This is a genomic window from Sorangium sp. So ce363 (assembly GCF_051520435.1).
Taxonomy (GTDB): Bacteria; Myxococcota_A; Polyangia; order Polyangiales; family Polyangiaceae; genus Sorangium; species Sorangium cellulosum_B.
In genome coordinates, this window is record NZ_CP150333.1 from 4233524 (window position 1) to 4255784 (window position 22261).

At 68.5% G+C, this 22261-nt stretch carries 21 protein-coding genes and 1 pseudogene; 9 read left to right on the forward strand and 13 right to left on the reverse strand.

Going from position 1 to position 22261, the window contains the following annotated elements:
* Window positions 1-195: 195 nt before the first annotated feature.
* Window positions 196-3348 (reverse strand): hypothetical protein, encoded by a 3153-nt coding sequence (locus WMF12_RS16140; protein WP_437872412.1) that lies wholly within the window; start codon window positions 3346-3348, stop codon window positions 196-198.
* Window positions 3349-3517: 169 nt separating this feature from the next.
* On the opposite strand from WMF12_RS16140, the gene WMF12_RS16145 reads away from it, so the two are divergent.
* Window positions 3518-5218, forward strand: a complete 1701-nt coding sequence (locus tag WMF12_RS16145) for a DUF2330 domain-containing protein (protein WP_437872413.1) — start codon at window positions 3518-3520, stop codon at window positions 5216-5218.
* Between the two features lie 11 nt (window positions 5219-5229).
* Window positions 5230-5718: a hypothetical protein gene (locus tag WMF12_RS16150; protein ID WP_437872414.1), complete on the forward strand. Its 489-nt coding sequence runs from the start codon at window positions 5230-5232 to the stop codon at window positions 5716-5718.
* Window positions 5719-5760: 42 nt separating this feature from the next.
* Here the strand turns inward: WMF12_RS16150 and WMF12_RS16155 are convergent, their stop codons facing one another.
* From WMF12_RS16155 to WMF12_RS16195, 9 genes are all read right to left on the reverse strand, one after another.
* Window positions 5761-6540, reverse strand: coding sequence for a hypothetical protein (locus WMF12_RS16155; protein ID WP_437872415.1), 780 nt, complete (start codon window positions 6538-6540; stop codon window positions 5761-5763).
* Between the two features lie 80 nt (window positions 6541-6620).
* The gene (locus tag WMF12_RS16160) at window positions 6621-7016 is read right to left on the reverse strand and encodes a cupin domain-containing protein (RefSeq protein ID WP_437746551.1); all 396 of its coding nucleotides are present in this window, start codon (window positions 7014-7016) and stop codon (window positions 6621-6623) included.
* Window positions 7017-7284: 268 nt separating this feature from the next.
* Window positions 7285-7800: a hypothetical protein gene (locus WMF12_RS16165; protein WP_437872418.1), complete on the reverse strand. Its 516-nt coding sequence runs from the start codon at window positions 7798-7800 to the stop codon at window positions 7285-7287.
* A 183-nt stretch (window positions 7801-7983) separates the two neighbouring features.
* On the reverse strand, window positions 7984-8715 hold the full coding sequence (locus WMF12_RS16170; RefSeq protein WP_437872419.1) for a nucleotidyl transferase AbiEii/AbiGii toxin family protein: 732 nt from the start codon (window positions 8713-8715) through the stop codon (window positions 7984-7986).
* Window positions 8712-9854 (reverse strand): non-canonical purine NTP pyrophosphatase, encoded by a 1143-nt coding sequence (locus WMF12_RS16175; protein WP_437872421.1) that lies wholly within the window; start codon window positions 9852-9854, stop codon window positions 8712-8714. The genes WMF12_RS16170 and WMF12_RS16175 overlap by 4 nt, the downstream gene beginning before the upstream one ends.
* Window positions 9851-10549, reverse strand: coding sequence for an RNA ligase family protein (locus WMF12_RS16180; protein ID WP_437872422.1), 699 nt, complete (start codon window positions 10547-10549; stop codon window positions 9851-9853). Before WMF12_RS16180 ends, WMF12_RS16175 begins: the two co-directional genes overlap by 4 nt.
* The gene (locus WMF12_RS16185; protein WP_437872423.1) at window positions 10536-11099 is read right to left on the reverse strand and encodes a DUF99 family protein; all 564 of its coding nucleotides are present in this window, start codon (window positions 11097-11099) and stop codon (window positions 10536-10538) included. Before WMF12_RS16185 ends, WMF12_RS16180 begins: the two co-directional genes overlap by 14 nt.
* 261 nt (window positions 11100-11360) lie before the next feature.
* Window positions 11361-12818 carry an ATP-binding protein gene (locus WMF12_RS16190; protein ID WP_437872424.1) on the reverse strand — a complete coding sequence of 486 codons (1458 nt, stop codon included), beginning with the start codon at window positions 12816-12818 and terminating at the stop codon, window positions 11361-11363.
* Window positions 12819-13210: 392 nt separating this feature from the next.
* Entirely contained in the window at window positions 13211-13783 is a 573-nt protein-coding gene (locus WMF12_RS16195) for a Kelch repeat-containing protein (protein ID WP_437872427.1), read from the reverse strand.
* A 376-nt stretch (window positions 13784-14159) separates the two neighbouring features.
* Between WMF12_RS16195 and WMF12_RS16200 the strand changes: the two genes are divergently transcribed.
* Both WMF12_RS16200 and WMF12_RS16205 read left to right on the forward strand, forming a co-directional pair.
* Window positions 14160-14783, forward strand: coding sequence for a hypothetical protein (locus tag WMF12_RS16200; RefSeq protein ID WP_437872429.1), 624 nt, complete (start codon window positions 14160-14162; stop codon window positions 14781-14783).
* Window positions 14784-15650: 867 nt separating this feature from the next.
* A complete protein-coding gene (locus tag WMF12_RS16205) occupies window positions 15651-16208 on the forward strand; it encodes a dihydrofolate reductase family protein (RefSeq protein WP_437872430.1) in 558 nt (185 codons plus the stop codon).
* A 309-nt stretch (window positions 16209-16517) separates the two neighbouring features.
* Here WMF12_RS16205 and tnpB read toward each other — a convergent pair.
* The 3 genes and pseudogenes from tnpB to WMF12_RS16220 form a co-directional block, all read right to left on the reverse strand.
* Window positions 16518-16694: pseudogene (gene tnpB / locus WMF12_RS16210) on the reverse strand (IS66 family insertion sequence element accessory protein TnpB); the annotation flags it as partial.
* Window positions 16695-16873: 179 nt separating this feature from the next.
* The gene (locus WMF12_RS16215; RefSeq protein WP_437872432.1) at window positions 16874-17347 is read right to left on the reverse strand and encodes an SRPBCC family protein; all 474 of its coding nucleotides are present in this window, start codon (window positions 17345-17347) and stop codon (window positions 16874-16876) included.
* A gap of 37 nt (window positions 17348-17384) precedes the next feature.
* The gene (locus WMF12_RS16220; protein ID WP_437872433.1) at window positions 17385-17741 is read right to left on the reverse strand and encodes an ArsR/SmtB family transcription factor; all 357 of its coding nucleotides are present in this window, start codon (window positions 17739-17741) and stop codon (window positions 17385-17387) included.
* Window positions 17742-17930: 189 nt separating this feature from the next.
* Between WMF12_RS16220 and WMF12_RS16225 the strand changes: the two genes are divergently transcribed.
* The 5 genes from WMF12_RS16225 (at window position 17931) to WMF12_RS16245 (ending at window position 21421) form a co-directional block, all read left to right on the forward strand.
* On the forward strand, window positions 17931-18257 hold the full coding sequence (locus WMF12_RS16225; RefSeq protein ID WP_437872434.1) for a hypothetical protein: 327 nt from the start codon (window positions 17931-17933) through the stop codon (window positions 18255-18257).
* Between the two features lie 444 nt (window positions 18258-18701).
* Entirely contained in the window at window positions 18702-19154 is a 453-nt protein-coding gene (locus WMF12_RS16230; protein WP_437872436.1) for a helix-turn-helix domain-containing protein, read from the forward strand.
* Complete coding sequence (locus WMF12_RS16235) at window positions 19084-19668, forward strand: IS630 family transposase (RefSeq protein ID WP_437872437.1); 585 nt, start codon at window positions 19084-19086, stop codon at window positions 19666-19668. Before WMF12_RS16230 ends, WMF12_RS16235 begins: the two co-directional genes overlap by 71 nt.
* A 266-nt stretch (window positions 19669-19934) precedes the next feature.
* Window positions 19935-21125 carry a group II intron reverse transcriptase/maturase gene (ltrA, locus tag WMF12_RS16240; RefSeq protein WP_437872438.1) on the forward strand — a complete coding sequence of 397 codons (1191 nt, stop codon included), beginning with the start codon at window positions 19935-19937 and terminating at the stop codon, window positions 21123-21125.
* A 146-nt stretch (window positions 21126-21271) separates the two neighbouring features.
* Window positions 21272-21421: a hypothetical protein gene (locus WMF12_RS16245; protein WP_437337454.1), complete on the forward strand. Its 150-nt coding sequence runs from the start codon at window positions 21272-21274 to the stop codon at window positions 21419-21421.
* Window positions 21422-22261 lie beyond the last annotated feature (840 nt).

The following is a 22261-nucleotide window of genomic DNA, read 5'->3' on the forward strand; positions in this document are numbered from 1 at the left end:
ATGCCAACGCGGCGGCGCGCGGCGCCAACCCAGTTGCTCAACCCGGGCGAACCGCTCCCGACCGGAATGGTGATGCTGGATCCGCAACTCATCCAAGCATCTGAGGAGCCCGTCCACGACACGCTGGGCGGCTCCTCGTCCCCGTTTCCAGTGCATTGCGCCACATCGCCCGCGGAGGCGGAGCGCGGCCGTCGCTCAAACTCCCAGGTTCGGGCGCTGAGCGATGATGAAGTCGACGGCGGCGCGCACGCTGCTCACCTTGGCGTAATCGGCGTTGAAGGTGGCCACGAACGATTTCGCCTCCGGCCAGGCGCCGAGCGTGGGCTCGATCTCCTCGGCCTTCCAGCGTGCACCGAAGGGGGCCATGAGCAGGAGGCCGAGCTTGAGCCCGCGCAAGCTCTTGAGCAGGAGCGCCGCGTCGACGACCTTCTCGCCGCGCGACCTGGTGCGCAGGGTCTGCAAATCGGCGAGCTCTTCGTCGAGGAAGGCCGTGGCGGTGCGCTCGAGCAGCTCGTGCGCTGCGGCCCGTGGCAGCGTGCGCCACACCTCCTCGGGCAGCGACTCGGACTCCTTCAGCGTGAGATCGAGGTGGCCGAGGAGGCTCGGATCAAGCTCTTTTCCAGGCTCGACGAGGCAGGCGAAGAGCCGGAGCACGGTCGAGTACGTGACCTCGGCGCCGCGCGCGCGCAGGTCGTCGAGGCGCGCGAGCTCGGCCTGCGCGAGCGCCACGGTCGCACCTCTGTCCTGGGCCTCCGCGTCGGCGATGAGCTTCCGCTGGCCTTGGTTCGAGCCGGGAAGGTCGAGGTCGCGGAGCCGGCGGGGGTCGAGGCAGAGCGCGAGCCGTTCGAGCGGCGAGAGGCCGGCGACGAGCTTCTTCAGGGCTTCCCTGGCCCGGTCGTCGTCCTCGGCGTCGATGCGCTCGCTGGCCCGCCAGAGAGGGAGCTCCACGTCCTCCTCGCCGAAGCGGAGGCGCACCAGCCGATCGCTCGGGAGCCGGGGGCCGAGGCCGATCAGCGCGCGGCGCAGGGCGAGGGACGGGGGCACCGCGTAGGATCCGAAGTCGACGGGGGCGTCGACCTCGCGCTCGGCGGTGAGCTCGAGCAGGCGCCGCGCCATGGGGGAGAGCGCCTCGGGGCGGACCGTCTCGCGCTCGTTCGGCCGACGCGGGAACAGGAGCGCCAGCCCGAGCGCCACGATCCTCGCGGAGGGGGCGTCCGGGCCCTCGAGCGGCGCGAGCAGGGAGCGCGCGGCCTCCTCGCGGGTGGCCTCGCTCGCGTTCCGGAGGATCGCGAAGGCTCGCTCACGGAGGTTTCCATCCCAGAAGGGCAGGGCGTCGGCCGCCTTGGACTTCAGGCCGAGCGCCTGGCAGAGGCGCAGGAGCCCTCCTTCGGGCAGTCGCTCGAGCGGGGCGCCGAGCGCGAGCGCGAGCGCGGCGACGGAGGCGAGGGGAGCCGAGCGTCCCTTCACGGCGCCCGCGAGCAGCTCGTGCGCTTCGGTGTCCTGCTCGCGCGCCAACCACGCGCCGAGGCAGAGGAAGGCGGCCATGCGCGTCGGCTCCTGCTTCTCGCGCTGTGCGAGCTCGAGCACGGCCGCCCGCGTCGCGCTCGACGGCGCGATGGGGGAGAGGGCGTAGAGGGCGTGCGCGCGGACGTTCGGCGCCGCGTCCCGGAGCCGCGCTGCGAGCGTGGGCTCGTGGCTGGCGAGGGCCGCGCGCGCGGCGGCGCGCGCTCCGGGGCGCTCCTCGCGCGCTCCCCGGTCCTCGGCCAGCCGGACGCCGAGCCGGAGAGCGTGGAGGTGCACCTTCGGATCCCACGCCGGGTCGCCCTTCACGAGGTGGGCGAGGAGCGCGGGAGCTTCGGGCGCACCGGCAGGGTCGGTGGCGAGAACGTCGAGGACGCGGAGCGCGCGCTTTCTGTCGGGCGTTTTGCCGCCGATCGCCTCGATCAGGCGAGCGATGGGCGCCTCGGTGGGCAGAGCGACCCGGGCGAGCAGGTCGAGCGCCGCGTCCTTGCAGGGCAAGTCGCGCACGAGGCGGAGGGTGCCCTGCGTGTGCTCCGACTCGCAGGCTCGCGCCGCGCGGTGCCAGGCGATCAGCTCCTCGCGGGACTGCCACTGGGTGTGCGCGAGCCGGAGGGCGCGCGGGGCGTCGCCCGGGCCCGGCGGGAAGTCGCCCGTCTCGAGCGCGGCGTCCCAGGTCGGGTGAAAGGCGTCGGCCATGCGGCAAGGCTCGTCGATGAAATCGTGGAGCCCGAGGCCGGTGGGATCGAGGGGCGCGGGCTCCTGGTTCGGCGAGAAGTCGGGCGCACCCCGCGCCATCCCCACGAACGAGACGGCGCCGCCCTCCTGGGCGCACCATTCCCATTCCACCTCACGGATCTCGCGGTAGCCACGCCGGGCGGCCGCGGCGAGATAATCGTCGCGCTCGTCCTCCGCGCACGGAGCGCCGCGGCGCGCGACAAGGAACGGCGGAAGGCGGAACCAGCGCGGGGGCCGCGCCGAGCGGAAGCCGTCCTGGAACGCCGCTTCGTCGACGTCGCCGAGGTCGGCCGCGGCCCAGCAGGTGAGCATGTCGTCGGGCGCGAAGCCCACGCGCGCGACGCCGCCGGGCACGACCACGAGCTCGTGCCCCGTCTCGGTGTCGCGCAGGACGCCGAGGCCGTCGCTGCCCACGTGCGGCGCCGCGAGCTCGAAGCTCGGTCCGGAAGCCTCCGCGGCGAGGCGCTCCACGAGCTCGGCGAGCACGCGTTCCTTGCCGCCCTTCGACAGGCGCCGCCAGTCGTCGATGTTCGCGAGCGCGGCGACGAGATCGAGGTCGTCCACGGGGGCCGGCGCGGCGATGGCGTCTGGCTGGCCCTTCTTGGCGGGCTTCACCGCGGGCTTCGCGGCCTTCCTGGGCGGCAGCGCGTCTCGCTTGGCGGCCTCGTACGCAGCGCGCGCGCTCGGGCTGACGCGCGCTTCGAGCAAGACCTGGTCGTCCTCGGTCAGGGCGCGGGGCGTCTGGAGCGACATCGCGAGCTTCCCGGGCGCCGCCGTCAGGCCCTTGCCGCTCGAGAAGCGCAGGCTGCCGACCAGATCGGTGATGTCGGTGATGGGAGCGACGTTCGCCTCCGCCGTCCACATCTCGGCCTCTGCCTGGGGGAAGCGGAGCGCGGCCACGAGCCAGAGGCGCTCTCCGGGCTGGCGCACCGTGGCCAGGTAGAGCGTGCCTCCCTCGGAGAGGGGCTCGAGGGCGCGGTGTCGGCTCAGGTAGCGATCGAGGGGCAGGACGCTCCCTGGCTCGCACGCCCCGTGTTGCTTCTCCAGGCCGGCGAGCGCGGCGGCGCTGATGATCGCGAGTACGCTTGTCATGAATCGACGCTATCTCCGAAGGCGGCCCCGAAGGGCGAGCGGATGCGCTCTCGAAAGCGGGCTCCGCGAGGGCGGCGTGGTCGTACCCAGGAATCGCCTTTTCTTGTGCATGGCACTGTGTTTGCCTGGGGGCGTTCGCCCGATCGGTCGGGCGAGGAGGATGTAGACCATGCGCAAGCTATGGGTGGCTACGGTGATGGCGGCGGCGGCGCTGATGACTGCGCCACGACCCGCTGAGGCGTGCGGCGGATTCTTTTGCGGACGACAGCCGGTGGACCAGACCGCGGAGCGGATCTTGTTCGCGACGAACCAGGACGGCTCGGTCACGATGGTGACGCAGATCCAGTATGCGGGCGCGGCGCCGGACTTCGCCTGGGTGGTTCCGCTCGCCGAGGTGCCGGCGGTGGAGAGCCTCGCTGTGTTCCCGCAGCTTGCGCTCACCGCCCTCGATTCAGCGACGGGCCCGCAGTTCCAGTGGCCCGACGACCCGAACTGCTACCCCGCCTTCCCCGAGTCCGCGGGGGGCGGGCCCACCGCGGGCGGCACCGACGACGGCGACGTCACGGTGCACATCCGGGAAGAGGTCGGGCCGTACGACGTGGCCGTGGTCGAGTCGACCGATCCCACGGCGCTCGTCGGCTGGCTTCGCGACAACAACTTCCGCGTCAACGACGCGATGGTGCCGTACATCCGCATCTATACGAGCGAGGGGATGAAGTTCCTCGCGCTGCGGCTCCAGCCGGACGCCGAGGTCACCGACATCCAGCCGTTCCGCTTCACGCTTCCGTCGGGGTCGCCGTCGATCCCGATCCGGCTGACGGCGATCGCGGCCGAGCCGGAGATGGGCATCACCGTGATGATCCTCGGCGACCGGCGTTATGGGCCGGCCAACTGGCCGGACGTCGAGATCGACGACAACCAGATCGTCTGGAGCGCGAACCAGTGGCCGGTGCAGACGAACTGGACGGCGCTCGTCGCGCGCGGCGTCGACGAGGCCGGCGGCCGAGGCTTCGTCACGGAGATGAGCGGACCGACGACCGACATCGCCGAGCAGGTCCGCAACACGATGACCTCGGACGAGGATCAGCTGGCCGCGCGCGACGCGCTGCTGCCGTTGCTGGAGGGCAACGCGACCATCACCCGGCTCTATACGCGCCTGTCGCCCGAGGAGATGACCGTCGATCCGATCTTCCGGCGCACCGACGGTCCCGTGGTGTCGAACACCCGCCTGCTCCCGCGCTACGTCGATGACCGCGACCTGTGCGTCGCGCCGGGCGCCGAGGCTGCCGGCGCCGCGTCGCCGTGCGACTTCGCGGCGTGCGGCGCAGGCGGCCTGTGCCGCGTCGTCGAGGGCGCAGACGGCACCCAGCCCGTCGCCGCCTGCGCGTGTGTGCCCGGGACGACCGCCCGCACCACGTTCGATCCGTCGGGTCGGCCGACGGTGACCTGCCAGGACCTCCGCATGTCGTTCCTCAACCCGGGTGACCGCGCACTTCCTGACGCGCCGCCGCTCGCGGATCCTTGTGCGACGTTCGATTGCGGCGCGAACGGCGAGTGCGTGCCGATGAACATGACGCCGACCTGCCGCTGCTCGACCGGTTATGTGGCGGTAGGCACGATCGACGCCGACGGCAGCCGCACGTCGACCTGCGTGCTTCCCGACGAGCCCGTCCCCGCGTCCTTCTACGACCGGCGCGTCCCGCAGCTGCCCGATTCGCTGCCGGGTGGCCGACCGGTCGATGTGCCGCCGCCCGCCGTCGCGGCCGCCTCTGGAGGCTGCAACGCCGGCGGCCATGCGGGCAGCGCCGTCGGTCTCAGCGGCGCGCTTCTCGGGCTGCTGGCGGCCGCGCGCCGCCGCCGGCGCTCGTAGGAGTCCACGCCGTGGCCAGCTCGACCTCCGCCGCGGGTTTCGCCGTGCTCCTCGCGTTCGCTCCCGGCTGCGCTGGCGGGGACGAGTCGCCGGCGCAGGGCATCGCCGAGCTCGGCACCGGCGAGTGGCAGTTCGAGCCGCTGGCCGACGGCCAGGAGGTCGAGCTCGCCCACGGCGCTCAGGGCGGCTGGCACGTGTGGACGAGCGTCAGGACGCTCGGCCTGGAGCCCGAAGGCGCCCAGCTCGAGGTTACGACGACCGTGATCGACGATCCGTCCTCGGCGACGACCAGCCGGGGGAGGATCGCGCTCGAGGAGCTCGAGGACGGCCGGTGCGAGTTCATCGGATGGCCGGCCGTGCTCCGTGAGCCAGCTTGTGCCATCGGCCAACCGCTCCGGATCAGGGGGGTGGTGACCGACGCGCGAGGCACGGTTGCGACCGCCGAGCGGCTGGTACTCCCCCGATGGGACAGCGACGAGGCCTGTGCTGGGCGGCCATAGGGCCCGAAATCCACATCGCCAGTCGGGTCCAGCAGCTCTGGGTCAGAGCGAGTGAACGATCCAGACGGCTGGCTCTTCATAACGTCCGCGCCGACCCTGGACGTACACGGGGGCAAGGCCGCCGGGGATCTCGAAAGACCGCTCGGAAGGCAGGATAGGCCTGCCGAGCCAGACCTCCCAGAAATCGAGCTCCAGGTCGACCACGAGGGCGCAACGGGGAGTCCCGGCGATCCGGCCCCCAACGCGGACATGCGTTCGGACCCACGGGTCGGTGGGCAAGCCGTCCTCGCGGGCGCGATCGAGGAACTCCTCGATGTCGATGCCTGGGCAGGATGCCTTGGACGGGGGGCGCACCGGGGCGAGCACGCCGGCGAGGCCCGATCGCCGCGCCAGCGCCTTGAAGCCGGCGAGAACGAGCGCGCTCACGCCCTGGCCGCGGAACAGCGGCGACACCGAGGCGGTGAAGGCGCCCAGGTGCGTTGGCGGCTCGCCGTCGCGGACCGCCTTCGCACGGAGGACCTGCCACCTCCAGCCGCTGTCGGGCGGCGCCGCCAGATCGTCGCTCCGCACGGCGATCGGAGCGGCGTTGCCGACGGCGGCCAGGCGCCCCGTCGCCCTCTCGACGAGGCAGAACGTGAACGCGGGGGCCTCCCGTAGGATCTCCAGATAGGCGTCCTCGACGTCGTTGGAGTAGATGAACGGCGTCGCGGCCCATGCCTGCGCGACGACGACATCCATCAGGGCGCCGAGATCCGGGCGCTCTGCGCGCGTGAACATGTCGAAGCGGTCGCTCACCGCTCCAGGCGGAGCATCGTGGGTCATGCGAAGTCGTTCAGCTCGGCGAACGCCATAGTCACATCCAAGGATGGGCGCAACGCCCACGACGAGCGGAGCGCGTGCGATCAGCACGCGCGGTGCTGGGTACCCTCGCCGGGCGTGATGAAGATCATCACGCTCGGCGCGCGCACGATCTGCCCGTGCCAGACGCCGCGAGGGACGATGCACGTGCCCTGATCGCGCAGCTCGATCACGCGCTCGCCGCCCTCGTCTTCCAGCACGACGTCGACCGAGCCGGAGAGCAGGATCAGGACCTCGTCGCCACGGGGGTGGACCTCGCGGTGATCGGGGCTCTCATCCATGTGAAAGAGGCCCACCATGCGGCCGGCGTGCAGCTCCTTGCGCTCGCCGATTTTCGCCCAGAACTCGGCGTCCACAGGGACCAGCTTCGCGGCGCCGCCGTCGAGGAGCTGCACGTAGGTGTCGGAGAGAAGAAAAGCGTGGGGGTCGTGTCGGGTCATGCGCTCACCATGGGCCCTCGCGCGCGCCGGCGATTGTAGATTTTTTCCCAGCATCCCGCTTCGCGGCCGCCCTGGTCCGCGCGTCAGCAATCCCTGGCGGGACGATTCCGCGGAGGCGGACCGAGACGTCGCGTCGGGCCGCGGTGGTCGCCTCGCTCGCCAGCACCTTGAGCCGCGCCGTCGCCCTCGGGGATGAGGTGGGGGCCCGGGTCGTTCACGAGGCGATCGGTCGCCTGCTCGGGCTGCCGGCGGGAGGTGGCGCCGCCGCTCACTTCACGCAGGTGCGCTTGTCCTGGTAATCACAGCTCGGCACGCCGGCATTCACCACCGTCTCGGTGAAGCCGGGGTAGCAGATCGGGTCGCACGTCGCGTAGGTCCCGCTCGGGTACGGCACCGCACCGCACGAGATCCGGTCGTAGATCCCGGCGCAGTAGCTCGGCCCGCTCTGAGAGCCGCTCACGTACCAGCCGGGCGGACAGGCGACGGAGGCGCCGCAATGCGCGAAGGACGCCCGCGTGGCCCAGGGGATGAGCTCGCAGCGGTAGGCCTCGCCGTTCGCGCAGCCGAGCGCGCTGCCCTGGCTCAGCGACACGGAGTGCGTGGTTTCACCGCTGACGCACGCCGCGCACTGCCACCCGGTCAGCGCTTGCGCCCCCGCCGCGATCGGCTCGGCCAGCGCTGCGTCCTCCCCCTCGGCCATGCCGAAACAGCCGGCGGCTCCCGTCAGGGCCACGACCATCCCGAGCCCAGACACCCCCATTGACCATCGCGAGAAGCTCTCCATGCTCGTCCTCCAATGCGATCCCCCGCCACCAACGACGTGATCCATGGAGAGGACACCGCAAGAGCGCAAGAGACGCAAGGGAAAGCGATATCCACCTGCTGGAGGCGAGCCGGGGAGCTCGCGAGATGTCGCTGCGCGTGGTCCCTCGGCGACACCTTCCCTGACACGGGGGGCGCGGCTTCGTCAGCTGACGGGGTGCAGGAACGACCGCACTACCTCGCGCGCTTCGCTGATGGCGTCGGCGCGCGAGAAGGTGACCCACGGCGCCGTTGCCACGTACTTCTTCCACTTGTGACGGCTGCTGCGGCCGGACCCCCAATCCTCGGCCGTGAAGAAAGCGTCGAGCGCGCTGAGGCTCATTTCGCGGCTGGCGAAGGCGCTCTCGACGCAACGCTTGGTGGCCACGGGATCGAGCGTGCAGTGCCGAGCCAAGAGCACCAGATCGATGAGCGTCTTCGGGTGCCAGCGACCACGCGGACCGAGCTCCACCAGCGAGTGAACCTTCCAGGCGAACATCACCTCGGGTGCGACGGCCGGCAGCGTGAAACCTTCTAGCTCGAAAGGGCGCGGAGCGACGCCGAGCACCTCGCCCCAACCGAAGTCGACCTGTAGCCTTCGTTCCCCGCGTGAAAGCTCGAGCCGCAGGCCAGGCCAGGGCGTTTCGAGCCAGATGCCCCACGCTTTGACGCAGAGGTCAGCGACGACGCCTTCAGCCGGCAGCTCGCTCGAACCCAGGAGCTGATTCACGACGCGCGTGGCGCGGTCGAGGCTCCAGTCGCCCATGAGAACGAAGTCGAGATCCGCCGCGACGCGCCCGGGGACCCAGCTCGCCGTGAGCTGGCTGCCTCGCAGCACGGCGTCGGCACCGAATTCGGTGCGCGGCATGAGCTCGAGCCACGAACGGATCAGGCTCAAGCCATCCACCCCGTGTCCACATCGAGCGCCGAATCATAGACGGTGTACTCACGCGTACGATTGCGCAGAGGCAGACCGAGCCGCGCTGCGAGCGCCAGCACCTGATCGAAGCGCGCGTCGGCCGAAGCCTGCCCCAAGCCCCACGAGCGCAGCGTGACGAAGCGGAGCTCGACGCCGTCCGCACGTGGCGCGCCGCGCGACAGGTAGGCCCCCAGCTCGGCAAATGCGCGCGAAACCTCGGCCTCGCTGTCAGGCGAAGGCAGCACGACCTTGGCGTGGTGCTCGAAATAGTTGGTACGCGGCGCCCGCGCGGCCACATCGTCCGTGAGCGGCAGATCGCGATGCGGGCCGACGGCCTCCACCTTGGTGCGGATGACCTCGAAGCCAGCTTGCGCGAGATCGCGAGCCAGCTGATGTACGACCAGCAGGACCTCCTGCAGCGAGCCGCGGTGGTGTGCTCCCGTCATCGGCTGACGCGGCGTTCGGCCGCGCGGCAGCGAGATGAACAGCGCCCTCACGCCGAGCGCGTCGCAGGTCTTGGCGAACGCGGCTTCGTCGCAGGCGGCGACGGTCACGTGAGACTCGAACACGCCTTCGAAGCCCGTGCCACGCAGCTCGGCGGCGAGCTCGAGAAAAGGCAAAAGTCGCATATTGACGACATATTTCGAACTCCGGAGCTCGGCCAACGTGCGCTCGAAGCCGTCCGGGATCCACACAGGGTCCCAGCCGTAGCCCTGCTCGCCGCGCGGTCCCTTCGCGACGCTCCCGGAGTTTTCACCTGCGAAGAGCTTCACGCTGCGGCCGTCCGCCGTGTACGCCACCACCACGCGGGTCACGCCGCGCAGCCCACCGAAGCGAGCGCTGAAAGCGGCGGGCCCGAGCTCTTGCAGCAGCTGCTTCACCTGCGCCCCCGCGAAGGCCTCGCTCGACTCCAGGTACATGCCCGTATTTTCGATGAAGCAAGGTGTTTCGAGCTGCCTGAAGGCGTCGAGCACGCGCGCCGTGGCGATCTCTTCGAGCTTCTCGGAGTCGCCTTTGGCGAGCGTGATGCGCGCGCGCTCGACGTGCAGCCCCGACAGCAGGCGCTTCGCCTCGTCGTGCCGCCAGCCGTTACCGGTGACGAAGGTGACCGTCTTCATGGCTTCCAGTTCCAGACCGCTTCATGCCCTGAATTCTCGGGAAGGAGCGCACCGTCGATCTTGTCCCTGCGCACATATTTCGCCATGCCGACGACGCGCCCGGCGCGCTCGACCCGCCAAACAGCGCCTTCCGGCGGCTCGATGGCGCCGTGGCCGCCTCTGCCCAACCGTTCGAGCATGGCCGAGATGCCGAGCGCGCCACCTCGATGCAGGAGCGCCGGACGAGGAAATGCGCCTTGCAACCGAGCGTCGAGCTCGTCGAACGTCCATTGTCGGCCCTCATGAAAGGCGTCGAAGACCACGAATGGCTCGTGGCGGAGCTCGTAACGGGTCGAATGCGCAAGCGCGAGCCATTCGCCGACGAGCCACCCACCGGGGTGGAGCAGCTCGCGAAACGAGGTCGCACGCTGCTCGACCCAGGCCGCGAACATCTGGCGCCCGGGGTTCTCGGAGCGCGCGGCGAGCGTGCCTTCACGGCCCAGCGCCAGCACGGCGTCGCCGAGGCGCGCGACCGCGACGCAGGAGCCGTCGAGCTTCTCTTGCACGAGCACCTCTTCTCCGGGGCGCGGCGCGACCAGACAGCGCTCGGCAAGCTCGCGCGGAGCGGTGCGGTCGGACGAGCCAGTGCGAGAGCCGGGCAGGTGCGGAATCTTGAAGTAAGCCTTGCGACCGAGCGGGCGTTCAAGCTCGACCACGGCTCACTCCACGCGTCGTCCCTCCCGCGATGATGTGCGCGAGGCGCAGCGGCTCGGGGATGGCGCCGTGCAACGTGGTCCGTTCGATGAGCTCGCGCCCCTCCTCGAGCGACAAGCCGGCGCGGTGCACCCACAGGCCAGCGCAAGGCTCGATCGGTCCGGCTCGCTCGAGCACGCTCCGCTTCTCACGCGCGCTCTTCACCTGTTCGAGCGCTTCGAGGAATTTCTGCATCTTTGGCCGCTTGCGCATCACGACCATCACCGGCACCCCGAGCTCCTCCGCCAGGGCGTTGATGTCGACGACATTGAACCCCGCCACCGTGATGCCCTGCATCAGCACGCCGCGCACGTGAACCAACTCGTTCTCTTTCACGAGCTCTGCCATCACCCCGGTGGCGTCGCTGCCATCTTGCTCGACGTGCCCACGCACCACGATGTCGAGCCGCGTCCCCGAACAAACCGTCCCCACGAGCGCTACCTTCCCACCCATCCCCCGCTCGAACGGCGCATCGTCGAACCCAATCACATTTGAAATTCGTCGGCTGCGCATGACTCGGCGTTGGAGCGCTTACTTTAAACAAATGGCGTCACGGTCAACAGCCTGCGAAGGAGAGCCTGCTCAAAACCATTTCGACATGTTGGAAATTTCCGCTGACGACCAACAGATGACATCACGTACAAACAGTACGATCCACCGGCCCTTCTACAAAAAAAGCAACAGATCCAACGGGTTTACTCGGTTATGTAATATTATATACATACACCGTGTTGGCCAGTCACCGGTCCAGTCCGGCGGCACGTAGGATGCGCTTCAGCGATCGGCGAGCGCCTGGACGATCCCCCGCGCAATCGCCAGACCGAGGCCAGTGCCGCGCTGTCTGTTGTTCGGGCGCGTCCAGTACGGGTCGAAGATGCGTGGGAGGTGTTCGGCCGCGATTCCGACACCGGAATCCCGGACGTGGATCCCCACCTCGCCGTCGAGCGCCGCGGCACGCACGCCGATCGCCCCGCCGTCGGGCGTGAACTTGTGGGCATTCCCGAGCAGGTTGGAGAGGACCTGGACGACCCGGTCGCGATCGGCGAGCACCCGCGGCAGATCCGTCGGAACCTCCACGTGCACCGACAACGAGCGGCCGGTCGCGTCGAAGCGCACCGTTTCCGTCGCATCCCCCACGAGGTCGGAGACCTCGTGGGGGGCGGGCAGGATCGATAATCGGCGAGCGTCGATGCTCGCCACGTCGAGCAGGTCGGCGATGAGGCGGTTGCTGTGGCGCGCTGCGCGCTCGATTATCCGTACGCCGTCCCGCCACTTCTCCTCGTCGACGCGGGACGCCAGCTCCCGCTTCAGCAGGGCCGCCCGGAGCATGATCGCGCTGAGGGGGGTGCGAAGATCGTGGGCCACGATGCCGAGCATCGCTCGCGCTGTCGGACCGCATCCTGTGCCTCGGCGCGGGCGCGCATCTCCGACTCGAAGAGGGAATTGCGCTCGACCGCCTGAGCGCACTGATCCGCCATCGTGGCGACCAGCCGAGGCCACGAGGCGCAGCCCTCGCGGGTCGTCCGTTCGCAGGTAGGCCCGCGCGCCCTGGGCCCGCAGGATCGCGCCGATCGCGCGGATCGCGACGCAGGCGGACTCTCCGGCGGTGCTCGTGCGGGCGAGCGCGGCCGTGACGGCCTGCAGGCGGGCGAGCTGCTCGCGCGCCTCCTCGGCCTGGATCCGGCCCGCCTCCTCGGCCTCGCGGCGGCGACTTTCCCATGACGCCTGCAGCTCGCGCTCGATGGTGTAGGCGATGTGCGCCACCAGCGCGAGCCGCTCGGGGCTGCCGGCCGCGACGGACGTGCTGACGTCGATCGCGCCGATGATCGTACCGTCGGGCGCGTGGATCGGCGCGCCGGTGCACGTGCAGTCGTCGAATGCGCTCGCGAAGTGCTCCGGCCCGACGATCGCGACGGGGCGATTGGCGGCAATGGCGGTGCCGGCGCCGTTGGTCCCCATCGCCCGCTCCGACCAGTCGAATCCGGGCAGGAGGCCGAATGTCTCCATCATCGAACGAGACGTGCCGACCGAGTAAAGGACGATGCCGTCCCCGTCGACGACGTAGACGGCCGGCTCCGACGCCCGTAGGAGCGCGGCGGCCCAGTGCAGGTGAGGGATGGCGGCCCCGACCAGGTCGGCGCTCCGTTCCAGCCTCCTCGCGAGCTCCTCGTCGTTGATCCGCCGGAAGGGCGGACGAACGGGTCGACCGCCGCCGCCCAACTGCGCTCCCATGAGTCGAGTACGAGACGGCGCAGCGGGTTGGCGAGATCCAGCTCACGGACGAAGTCGTTCCACTTGCGGAACCGTTCTTTCGCGACCGTGGCGCCCGGCGCTCCAGCATCCCCCATGGACACCAACCTCGTAACACGAGAGCTGCGCCAAGGCACGAGCCTGCTGACGTGGCAACTCGCCGTTCACGTCACCATGCCGCGGAGCGTGCTCGGCGTCGTGCGGCTGCTTGGTCGCATGGTTGCGTTCTCTCGCATGGCTACCGGGGCGCAGGCCCTCTACGTCAGGGAAGATGTTCAGCCCGGCAGTCCGGCCTGTGGAGCTCAGGAGATCGTGACCAGGGCGAGGTTTTCGAATTCGCCTGAGACCGGCGTATTCGAAGCTTTTGGGGAGACTCAGCCGCCGCAGTCGAGGGGGATCGTCAATCTCCACATGTCGTTGAGCAGCACTGGCGCGAACTCCGCGGTCGCTCCCCCGAAGATGTAGAGCTCGTAGGCCGTGGCGGTTCTCCGAGTGAAGTAGAACTGGCCGAACCTCGGCGCCGGCGCCGGCCCCGTCATCGCGGTGTCCACGCGGGTCCAGGTCCCGGCGTGGAGATCGAAGTACCAGACATCGGACAGGGTGGTACCGTCGAACTGGCTGCCCCCGAACAGCCAGATGCGGCCCTCGTGCTCATCGGCGATCAGCTTCGCGTTGTCGCGGTGGCCCGGTCCGGCGGCCTCGTCGAAGACGAGCTGATCCCAGGTCTCCGTGTCGACGTCGAACCTCCAGAGGTCGCCGAGGTAATTCTCTGGCGTGAACAGGCCGGTCCCGTTCACGGCGTCGTTCGTGTATCCCCCATAGACGAGCAGGGCGTTCCAGCCCTCGGCGTAGACGAGCGGATGGTGGGCTCGAGCGCGCGGGGCGGGCGAGCCGGTCGCGACCTGCTTCCAACCGTTCTTGTAGCGGTGCGACCACTCAGCGGACACCTGAGCTCGCTCGGATCTTGGCCTTGAGCCGCGCGCGAACCTCGCTGGAAGAGAGGATTCCATCTCTCTCGACGCTCGCGATCCCTGCCGCGACCTTGGCCTTGACGAGATCTGATGCCTGGCGACGCCATGGCGGACTTGCAGACGGCACAGGGAGCGGTGAGAAAAGGAGCGGCGAAAGGGCTCCTGCATGTTGGCACGGATGCCGCCGGGTCGCGGGGCCATGTTGGCTTCAAGCGGCTGAGGAGGGCAGCGCGGCCGGTCCTGGCCCACGTCGGCACACGGCTGTCCGTCGCCGCCAGGGGATAATACTTGCAAAATCAGTCATTTAGACGCTCGATGGCACATGGCATGAAACGTGCTAACGCGCGTCCCCATGAAGAGTCGTCTTGTTGTTTGGCTCAGCTTCTTGGGAATTGCGCTTCTTGGCTGCAGCGGCGGTGAAGGCGGTGGCGGCGGGGAGGGGGGCCAAGGCGGCGACGGCGGGGCCTCATCTCAGTGCGACGAATTGCGTGACGAGGCGTCGCCGGGGAACGTGGTCTTCAAACTCACGAACAAGCGCGCATCGCCGATCTATTACGACGACAACGGCGAATGCTCGAGGGCGTTCAGGGTCAGCGAGGGCGATGCGATGCCGCAATCGCCCGGTCTGTCCGGGTGGCCCACCTGCGGGTGGTACATGGACAACGACGACCAGGGCCCGCTAGATTGCTTCTCGAGCGAGCTGAAGACCCTCGGGCCGAACGAGAGCGTCGAGCTCACCTGGGATGGCCGGGTCCTCGAGCACCATGATCTGCCCGCCGAATGTCAAGCCGGCCGCGAATCCCCCCCAGCCTGCGACAAGCTCGTCGCGCTCGATGCTGGCACCCTGACCGCGCATGTAACTTTCTGGGGTGACCAGGATTGCACCCACGGCATGTGTGTGGGGATCGATCATGCGATCAAGCAGCAGACATTCTCGTTCCCTGCCGCGGGGCCGGTCGAACTCGCCGTGGAGTGAGCGTCGGCGTTTTGACGCGATCGGTTTCCTGCAAGCACGGCAGCGCCGAGGGAGGCGGCTGAGCGGATCTCCGCCCGAGAGAAGTTACCGTCGCTTGACAGGCCCTTCACCGCGGACGACGCAGCGGCGGAGGGGGCCCCGTTGGGCCACACCGGCCCCGCCCTCGGCGGTGAAACAGGCGGACGCTATGGAAATCGCTATCGTTTCCGGCGACCGCCCGTCCTCGACCGGTGTTTGTGGCGGGACTCTTCCGCGGGGGTGAACCGTCGCGATCCGCCGATGCGCCCCGTAGCGCGCTCGGCGCCGCACGGACCACGCTCTTTCGACCCAGGACCGAGCCATCAGGACGCTCGCGGTCCCACCCTTTCGATTTGCTGCGATACACTTCCTCGCGCTGCGATCCGGCTTGATTTGCCTACGCGCTCGGCGCCCTCGTCGAGGCGGAGCGCGCCTCGATCTGGATCGACGGCGTTGACATCAGTACATGAGGCCTCCAGCGTCGCGCGATTTGATGCTCCAGGTCCGGCTTGATTTGCCCACGCGCTGGCACTGCAGCCGCAGGCACCCGGTTTGACGTTGCGCTGATGGTAGACAAGCTCACATCAACCTTGGCGACGCAGGAGACCCAAGTCTCCTCGAAGGTGAGCCGACTTGTCCCCTGGGCCGCTACCGAAAACGTCCCACCCAGAGTAGGGGGGACTCAGGAATCCCTGCAGCTGCACATCTTGCCAGAACGTCAGATCGGGCCTGTGCTTTGCGACTACACGGACTCGAGAGTCTTGCGAGATGACAAAGCCGGGAACCTCGCGGTGCGCATTGCACTACCGGAACATTGACCGATGCCTCGTTCTGAAGGAGACTCGCCGCATGGGACTGCTGACCTTCGCCATCAACGTCACCCTGGACGGCTGCGTCGACCACCAGGAGGGGATCGCCGACGACGAGACGCACGCCTTCTTCAGCCGCCTCATGGACGAGAGCGGCGCGATGCTGTGGGGCCGCGTCACCTACGAGATGATGGAGAGCTACTGGCCGGCGGTCGCCCGCGGCGACGAGGAGGCGCCTCCGGCGATGCGCGAGTGGGCGGTCAAGCTGGAGACCAAGCCGAAGTACGTGGTGTCGTCCACGCGCAAGGACTTCCCGTGGACCAACAGCCACCACATCGCCGGCGATCTGCGCATGGGCGTGCAGAAGCTCAAGGACGCGACCCCGGCCGGCGTGCTCCTCGGCAGCGGCAAGCTCGCGACCGAGCTGGATCGGCTGGATCTCATCGACGAGTACAAGTTCCTCGTCCACCCCAAGCTCGCCGGCCACGGCCCGACCCTGTACCAGAGCGGGCTGCCCGCCACGCGGCGGCTCGAGCTGGTCTCGGCCAAGCCGCTCCGCTGCGGCGCGGTGGCGATGCACTACCGGCGCGCGCGCTGACTCAGAGGAGCCCCATCGCGCCCAGCTCGCGGGCCAGCGCGTCGTCGGGAGCCTTCTCACCGCGCAGCACCGCGGCGATGTTCGGGGTGATCGCGCCGCGGATGGCGCGGCCGGCGAGCGCGGCGTACAGGATCGGCGGGTCGCCGGCGAATGGCGAACCAGCCGCGCGGCGCGCGGCGCACCTCGGCGGGCACCACGAAGGCCGGCTCGGGACAGAGCGCGAGGGCGCGCAGCTGGGCGGTTGCGCGCTCGCTGACGATGTTTGGACGCCCTATCCCCGCGTCGACTTTTTCGCGTGGACTCACGCGCGCTACCGCGCAAGAGCTTGGCGAGACGACGCGCATCGATCTGTACGGAGAGCGCGCCGCCGCTCGACGCAGGCAGCTCGAACACTGCGCGGTGCAAGCGCTTGTACAGTGGGCAGTAGCCGTTGACGTCGAACCAGAGCGCCTTCAGCCGAGTCGCGCCGCGGGGGTACGAGGCCAACAGGCGGTTGGACTACTTAATCCCCTTCTTCCGGAGCTCGCTCTTCCGCGTCAGAACGAAGCCGACGACCGTGCCGAGGCGGCGACCCTCGTGCGCCTCGCGCCGCCCGGTGAATGCGCAGCGCCGAGAAGGAGGACCGCGCTCGTCGCGCTCCCCGGCGCCCCTCCCGCGCGATGGCTTCAGGACGATCGCGCCGTCGTACCAAGCGTGACGAGAAGCTCCTCGAGCTGCTCGAACGTCTCGCCCATCCCGCTGTACGCGCCCGAGGCCAGGGCGGCGTCGCGCGCTTGCTTCGATCGATAGAGCTCGTGCAGCACCTGCAGCGTCTTGCCGCCTTTTTCCTCGAGGGTCACGGTCGTGACGGCGCCATCGTCGCCCGCTTCGTCGTTCGTCCACACGATGCGCGAATGCGGTGTCACTTCGAGGTACGTGCCGAAGAACGCCATCGGCTGCGCGGCATCGTGACCAAAGACCAGGCGGTAGCTGCCGCCGGCGCGAATATCCGCTTCGTAGGAAAGTAGAGGCACGGGCATCGACTTCGGTATCCACCACCGCCTGAACAGCTCCGGCGTGGTCCACGCCTGGAACACGATGCGCGCCGGGGCATCGAAGGTCCGTGTGACGACGATCTCGCGATCGGACTTCGGTTCCACCGTCGTGCGATTACTCGTCAATTGGGGCTCACTCTCTTTACTTGCGTCCATCGACGTTCTCCTTTCGTTTCAGCTCCTCGATGACCTTGTCCAGCTCGTCGAAGCGTGCGGCCCAGAGCTGGCGGTACCTCTCGATCCACACCGTCTCTTCGTCGAGCCGGCGCGGGCCGAGCTTGCAGGTACGCACGCGGCCGACCTTCTCGGTGGTGACGAGCCCGGCCCGCTCGAGGACGCCGACGTGCTTCTTCATGCCCGTGAGGGTCATGTGAAACTTCTCGGCGAGGTCCGTGATCGAAGCGTCGGCTCGTCCGAGCTGCTCCAGAACGCCGCGCCGGGTCGCGTCGGAAAGCGCGGCGAAGGAAGCATCGAGGCGGGCACTCGAATACTGAACCATGTGGTTCAGCATCTAACGCGCGAGTCGGCGTCGTGCAAGAGGAGATCGAGCGCGTGCTCCGTCGCGAGCCGACTTTGATTCATAAATTTGCGATCATTTGCAGTGACAGCGGAATTCGGCTCGGCGCCGCCACCCCGCCTCGCCGGGCCAACGCGCCCCCCGCCGCGGGGGTACGGGGCCAGCAGGCGGTTGGACTACCTAATCCCCGACGACGGCGCGGGCGGCTATCGCGTTTACGACGAGGTCTCGTACGCGTTCACGCTGCCCTCGGCCTTCACCGACAGCGCGGGAAAGGCCTTCGTGCGGCTCGTCTACCAGCCCACCACCAAGCACTACATCGAGCTCCTCGAGGGGGTGCGATCCGTCGTCACGCCCCCCCGAAATCCCGCCGAAAGCAACGTATCGCGACGGTTCGACACCGCACCGGAATCCTGGCGGGACGATTCCGCGGGGGCGAACCGTCGCGATCCGTCGGATCCTCCGGGATCTTGGGAGAGCGTGAGTGCGCCGGGATAAACCGGCACGGAGATGGGTATGCAAGAGACCTACATCAAAGGCGTAGCGAGCCATGATGGCCCCGAGTCATGCGCGGGCATCCGTGAGGAGGTCGGCGAAGCGTTGACAGGGGTACGCGCAGGCAGGGACATTGAGCCGCGAAATACCCTCGATCGGGGTGCCGACGCTGTTCACGCAAGCGGAAGGCCACACGACCAGGAGCGCCAGCGCGAGCTCCTGGGCGACCCCGCGCGGTCGAAGACCCCGAGCATGTGCGGACTCTCCGTGTGCGAGAACCGGGAGATCCCCTGGCCTCCCGCCCTCGATGGCGAGGTGGGACGCAAAGGAAAGGCCAAGGCCGTAAGCCGATGATGAACGGCCAGGGGAGGTCAGACAGGCCCATAGAGCGGGGAGCAGGTCCGGGGTGCACGCTGCTTGCATCCCCTTGGCGGGAGGGCAGCAAGGATGCGACCCTGCGGACTCGACCTTCGAGAGCGTATCGTCAAGGCGTACGAGAATGGGGAAGGATCGGTACGCGACCTGGCCGAGCAGTTCGAAGTCGCGCCGAAAACCGTGCAGTCCTATCTCACGCTCTACCGGACGACCGGCAGCGTTGCGCCGCGCCCTCGCGCCAACGGGCCGCGACCGAAGATCGACGGGCAAGCGCTGGATGACCTGAGGTCGCTCGTGGCGACGTCCTCCGACGCGACCCTGGACGATTTGGCTGACCAGCTCGCGCGCCGTGATCACATCGTAGCCAGCCGCCATACCGTCGGCCGGGCGTTGCGGCGGCTGAACATCACCCGGAAAAAAAGCGCTCCACGCAGCCGAGCGCGACACGGAAGATGTGACAGCGGCTCGCCAGGCCTTCGCGAAGAAGCTCGCTCGACTCAATCCACAAGAATTGGTTTTTATTGACGAATTTGGGACCAATCTGGGCATGACGCGGAGGCATGCATGGGCGCCACGGGGAGTCCGTGCCCACGGTGCGGTGCCGATCAACACTGACCCCACGATCACGCTCACGATCGGGCTGGGCCTCGACGGTGTCGTCGCTCCCTTCGCGTTCGAGGGCACGATGGACGGCGTAGCCTTCCGCGCGTACGTCGAGGGGCAGCTCGTGCCCGTGCTGAGGCCAGGCCAGGTCGTCATCGCGGACAACCTCGGGTCACACCGCACGCGGGGCGTTCGCGAAGCGATCGAAGGCGCAGGCGCGAAGCTGATGTACCTGCCGCCCTACTCCCCGGACTTTTCTCCGGTCGAGAATTGTGGTTCCAAGATCAAAGAGTCGATCCGAGCGGATGCACCTCGAACGCCCTCAGCCGTCTACAAGTCGATGGGCCACGCGATCGGAGCGATCACTCCGACGGACGCACGCGGCTGGTTCAACCACTGCGGGTACTGTATCCCTCGGACCTGCTCCCCGCTCTAGTACCGACGAAGCTGCCGAACAAGGCCGGGCAACCGGACGCGGAGGCCGTGGAGGGAAGGGGTCTGGCCAAGGGGAACGCGAACCAGCAAAACACGCCCCGGACGCAGCGCCGGACAAGCGTGCCCAGTGCGCTGGATCGCGTACGGGAAGTCGCAAAACGGGACAGGAAAGCGAAGCTCACGGCGCTCTTCCACCATCTCACCATCGACCGACTTCGAGCCGCATTCATTGCCCTGCAACGGAATGCGGCACCCGGAGTCGACGGGGTGACGTGGGAGCAATATGCGGGTAACCTGGAGGACAACCTCCTGGATCTGCACGCGCGACTGCGCAGTGGGGCGTACCGGGCAAAACCGTCGCGGAGGGTGTACATTCCGAAGGCAGACGGGCGGCAGCGGCCGCTCGGCATAGCCTCGTTGGAGGACAAGATCGTCCAGCGAGCCGTCGTCGAAGTGCTGAACGCCATCTACGAAGCGGATTTTCTCGGCTTCTCGTACGGATTTCGGCCGCAGCGTAACCAGCACCATGCGCTGGATGCTCTCGCCGTCGGGATTCGTCGATGCAAGGTGAGCTGGGTGCTCGATGCCGACATCCGTGGCTATTTCGATGCCATCGATCACGGGTGGATGGTGAAGTTCCTCGAGCACCGAATCGCGGACAAGAGGATGCTGCGTCTCCTCCAGAAATGGTTGAACGCAGGAGTGATAGAGGGTGAGGAGTGGACGAGAGGGGAGGAGGGTACTCCGCAAGGAGCAACGGTTTCACCCTTGCTGGCGAACATCTATCTCCACTATGTCCTCGACCTATGGGTCCAGCAATGGAGGAGTCGGCATGCGCGCGGGAGCGTCATCATCACGCGTTTTGCGGACGACTTCGTCGTTGGCTTCCAGTACCGCACGGACGCCGAGCAGTTCCTGCAAGATCTCCGCGAGAGATTGCGGAAGTTCGCGCTGGAGTTGCACCCCGACAAGACCCGCATCCTCGAGTTTGGGCGCTACGCGGCGTCCAATCGACAGGAGAAAGGTCAGGGAAAGCCGGAGAGCTTCAATTTTCTGGGTTTTACGCACATTTGCGGAAAGACTTGGATGGGGAAGTTTCTCATCGTACGGCGAACCATGCGGGAGCGGATGCGGAAGAAGCTGCACGAGGTCAAGGCCGAGTTGCAGCGGCGCCGACATCACCTCATCCCCGAGCAGGGGAAGTGGCTGCGAAGTGTAGTGCAAGGACATTTCATGTATTACGCCGTTCCGTCCAACGGTCAATCGTTGCAGTGGTTCCGTACCCAGGTGACCCGTCACTGGCATCGCGCGCTCCGCCGCCGAAGTCAGCGTGACCGCACCACCTGGGCACGAATGCAGCGACTCGGGCAGCGCTGGATCCCCCCTGTACGCATTCTGCATCCCTGGCCAGAAGAGCGCTTCCGCGTCAGAACCCGAGGCAAGAGCCCAGTGCGGTAGTGCCGCTCGCTGGGATCCGCGCGGGGGGCGGCCCGAGCCCACAAGGTGAAGGGCCGTCCCTACCGCAATCGACGGATCGCAGCCCCTCGGAAGGCGTGGGCCCAACCCGGGCCCAATGGTCAAGCCCAGGGCCTGGGGCGCTCGCCGTGACCGATCCGTCGCCTCGGGCGGCCGTGGTCGCCTCGCTGGCCAGCACCCTGAGCCGCGCCGTCGCCCTCGGGGACGAGGTGGCGGCCCGGGTCGTTCACGAGACGATCGGTCGGCTGCTCGGGCTGCCGGTGGCACCGGAGGGGTGAGCAAGCTTGGGCCGAACGTCGAGCCCGCCGCTCGCGTCGACTCGCTGCCGGAGCCTTGCCGCTCGCCAGTGCCCGCAGGCTCTACTGGGATCGCCCGCGCGCTGCGGTTGCGTGCCGAAGCGCCCCGGAGGCATCCGGAAAGTGATGCCGGCAGGCAGCAGGCCTGTGCCGGGAGGCAAGCGCGGCGGCGTGCGCAGGCGACAACCCTCTCGCCGCGATGCTGCATGGCGACGCCATGGCGGAACTGCGGACGCCACGGGGAGCGGTGGGAAAACGAGTGGCGAAGAGGCTCCTGCATGCTGGCACGGAGGCGGCACGCGCACCATGCGCCTCGGCGCCGGAGAGCGCAGATTCAAGCACGTGCCTGGCACGCTGCTCATCCATGGTCCCGAGGCATGACCATCACCTTGTTGACGCTCACGATGGTTGATGCTCGATCGCGCAGGCTGTTCGATGGCCATCGCGGGGGTGAGCGCTCCCGGTCACGGCCGTGATGGTCGGCCCATCCCGCGGCCGTGGCTGCCGGAGTGCTCAGGCGCGTCAAGGGTGCCCGCGCCGGGGCGCGGCGACTACGCCGCCCTTGACCCGCCCTCCGCGCTCCGGCGACCGTCCCGTGCGGGCGATGGGCGAACGGAGCCTCCGGCGGGGGCTCCGGGCACCGGATGGCCATCAACCAGCGCGAGCGAAAAAGGGCCCAGGACCATCATCTAGCCAGTTCGGTAACACACCTGCTCGGTGATCGGGATCATCGGCGTGGACAGCTCCGCTAGCCGGCTCTGCTGCACCCGGATGCTCTCCTCCTGCAACGCTGCGCGCTCGCGCTCTACGTTCTCGCGCGCC

Excerpts from the sequence above, each read along its gene's own strand:
- WMF12_RS16140 (WP_437872412.1), bottom strand. The coding sequence starts at position 3,348 with ATGACAAGCGTACTCGCGATCATCAGCGCCGCCGCGCTCGCCGGCCTG.
- WMF12_RS16145 (WP_437872413.1), top strand. The coding sequence starts at position 3,518 with ATGCGCAAGCTATGGGTGGCTACGGTGATGGCGGCGGCGGCGCTGATG.
- WMF12_RS16155 (WP_437872415.1), bottom strand. The coding sequence starts at position 6,540 with ATGACCCACGATGCTCCGCCTGGAGCGGTGAGCGACCGCTTCGACATG.
- WMF12_RS16160 (WP_437746551.1), bottom strand. The coding sequence starts at position 7,016 with ATGACCCGACACGACCCCCACGCTTTTCTTCTCTCCGACACCTACGTG.
- WMF12_RS16165 (WP_437872418.1), bottom strand. The coding sequence starts at position 7,800 with ATGGAGAGCTTCTCGCGATGGTCAATGGGGGTGTCTGGGCTCGGGATG.
- WMF12_RS16175 (WP_437872421.1), bottom strand. The coding sequence starts at position 9,854 with ATGAAGACGGTCACCTTCGTCACCGGTAACGGCTGGCGGCACGACGAG.
- WMF12_RS16185 (WP_437872423.1), bottom strand. The coding sequence starts at position 11,099 with ATGCGCAGCCGACGAATTTCAAATGTGATTGGGTTCGACGATGCGCCG.
- WMF12_RS16190 (WP_437872424.1), bottom strand. The coding sequence starts at position 12,818 with ATGGGAGCGCAGTTGGGCGGCGGCGGTCGACCCGTTCGTCCGCCCTTC.
- WMF12_RS16200 (WP_437872429.1), top strand. The coding sequence starts at position 14,160 with ATGAAGAGTCGTCTTGTTGTTTGGCTCAGCTTCTTGGGAATTGCGCTT.
- WMF12_RS16205 (WP_437872430.1), top strand. The coding sequence starts at position 15,651 with ATGGGACTGCTGACCTTCGCCATCAACGTCACCCTGGACGGCTGCGTC.
- WMF12_RS16220 (WP_437872433.1), bottom strand. The coding sequence starts at position 17,741 with ATGGTTCAGTATTCGAGTGCCCGCCTCGATGCTTCCTTCGCCGCGCTT.
- WMF12_RS16230 (WP_437872436.1), top strand. The coding sequence starts at position 18,702 with ATGCGACCCTGCGGACTCGACCTTCGAGAGCGTATCGTCAAGGCGTAC.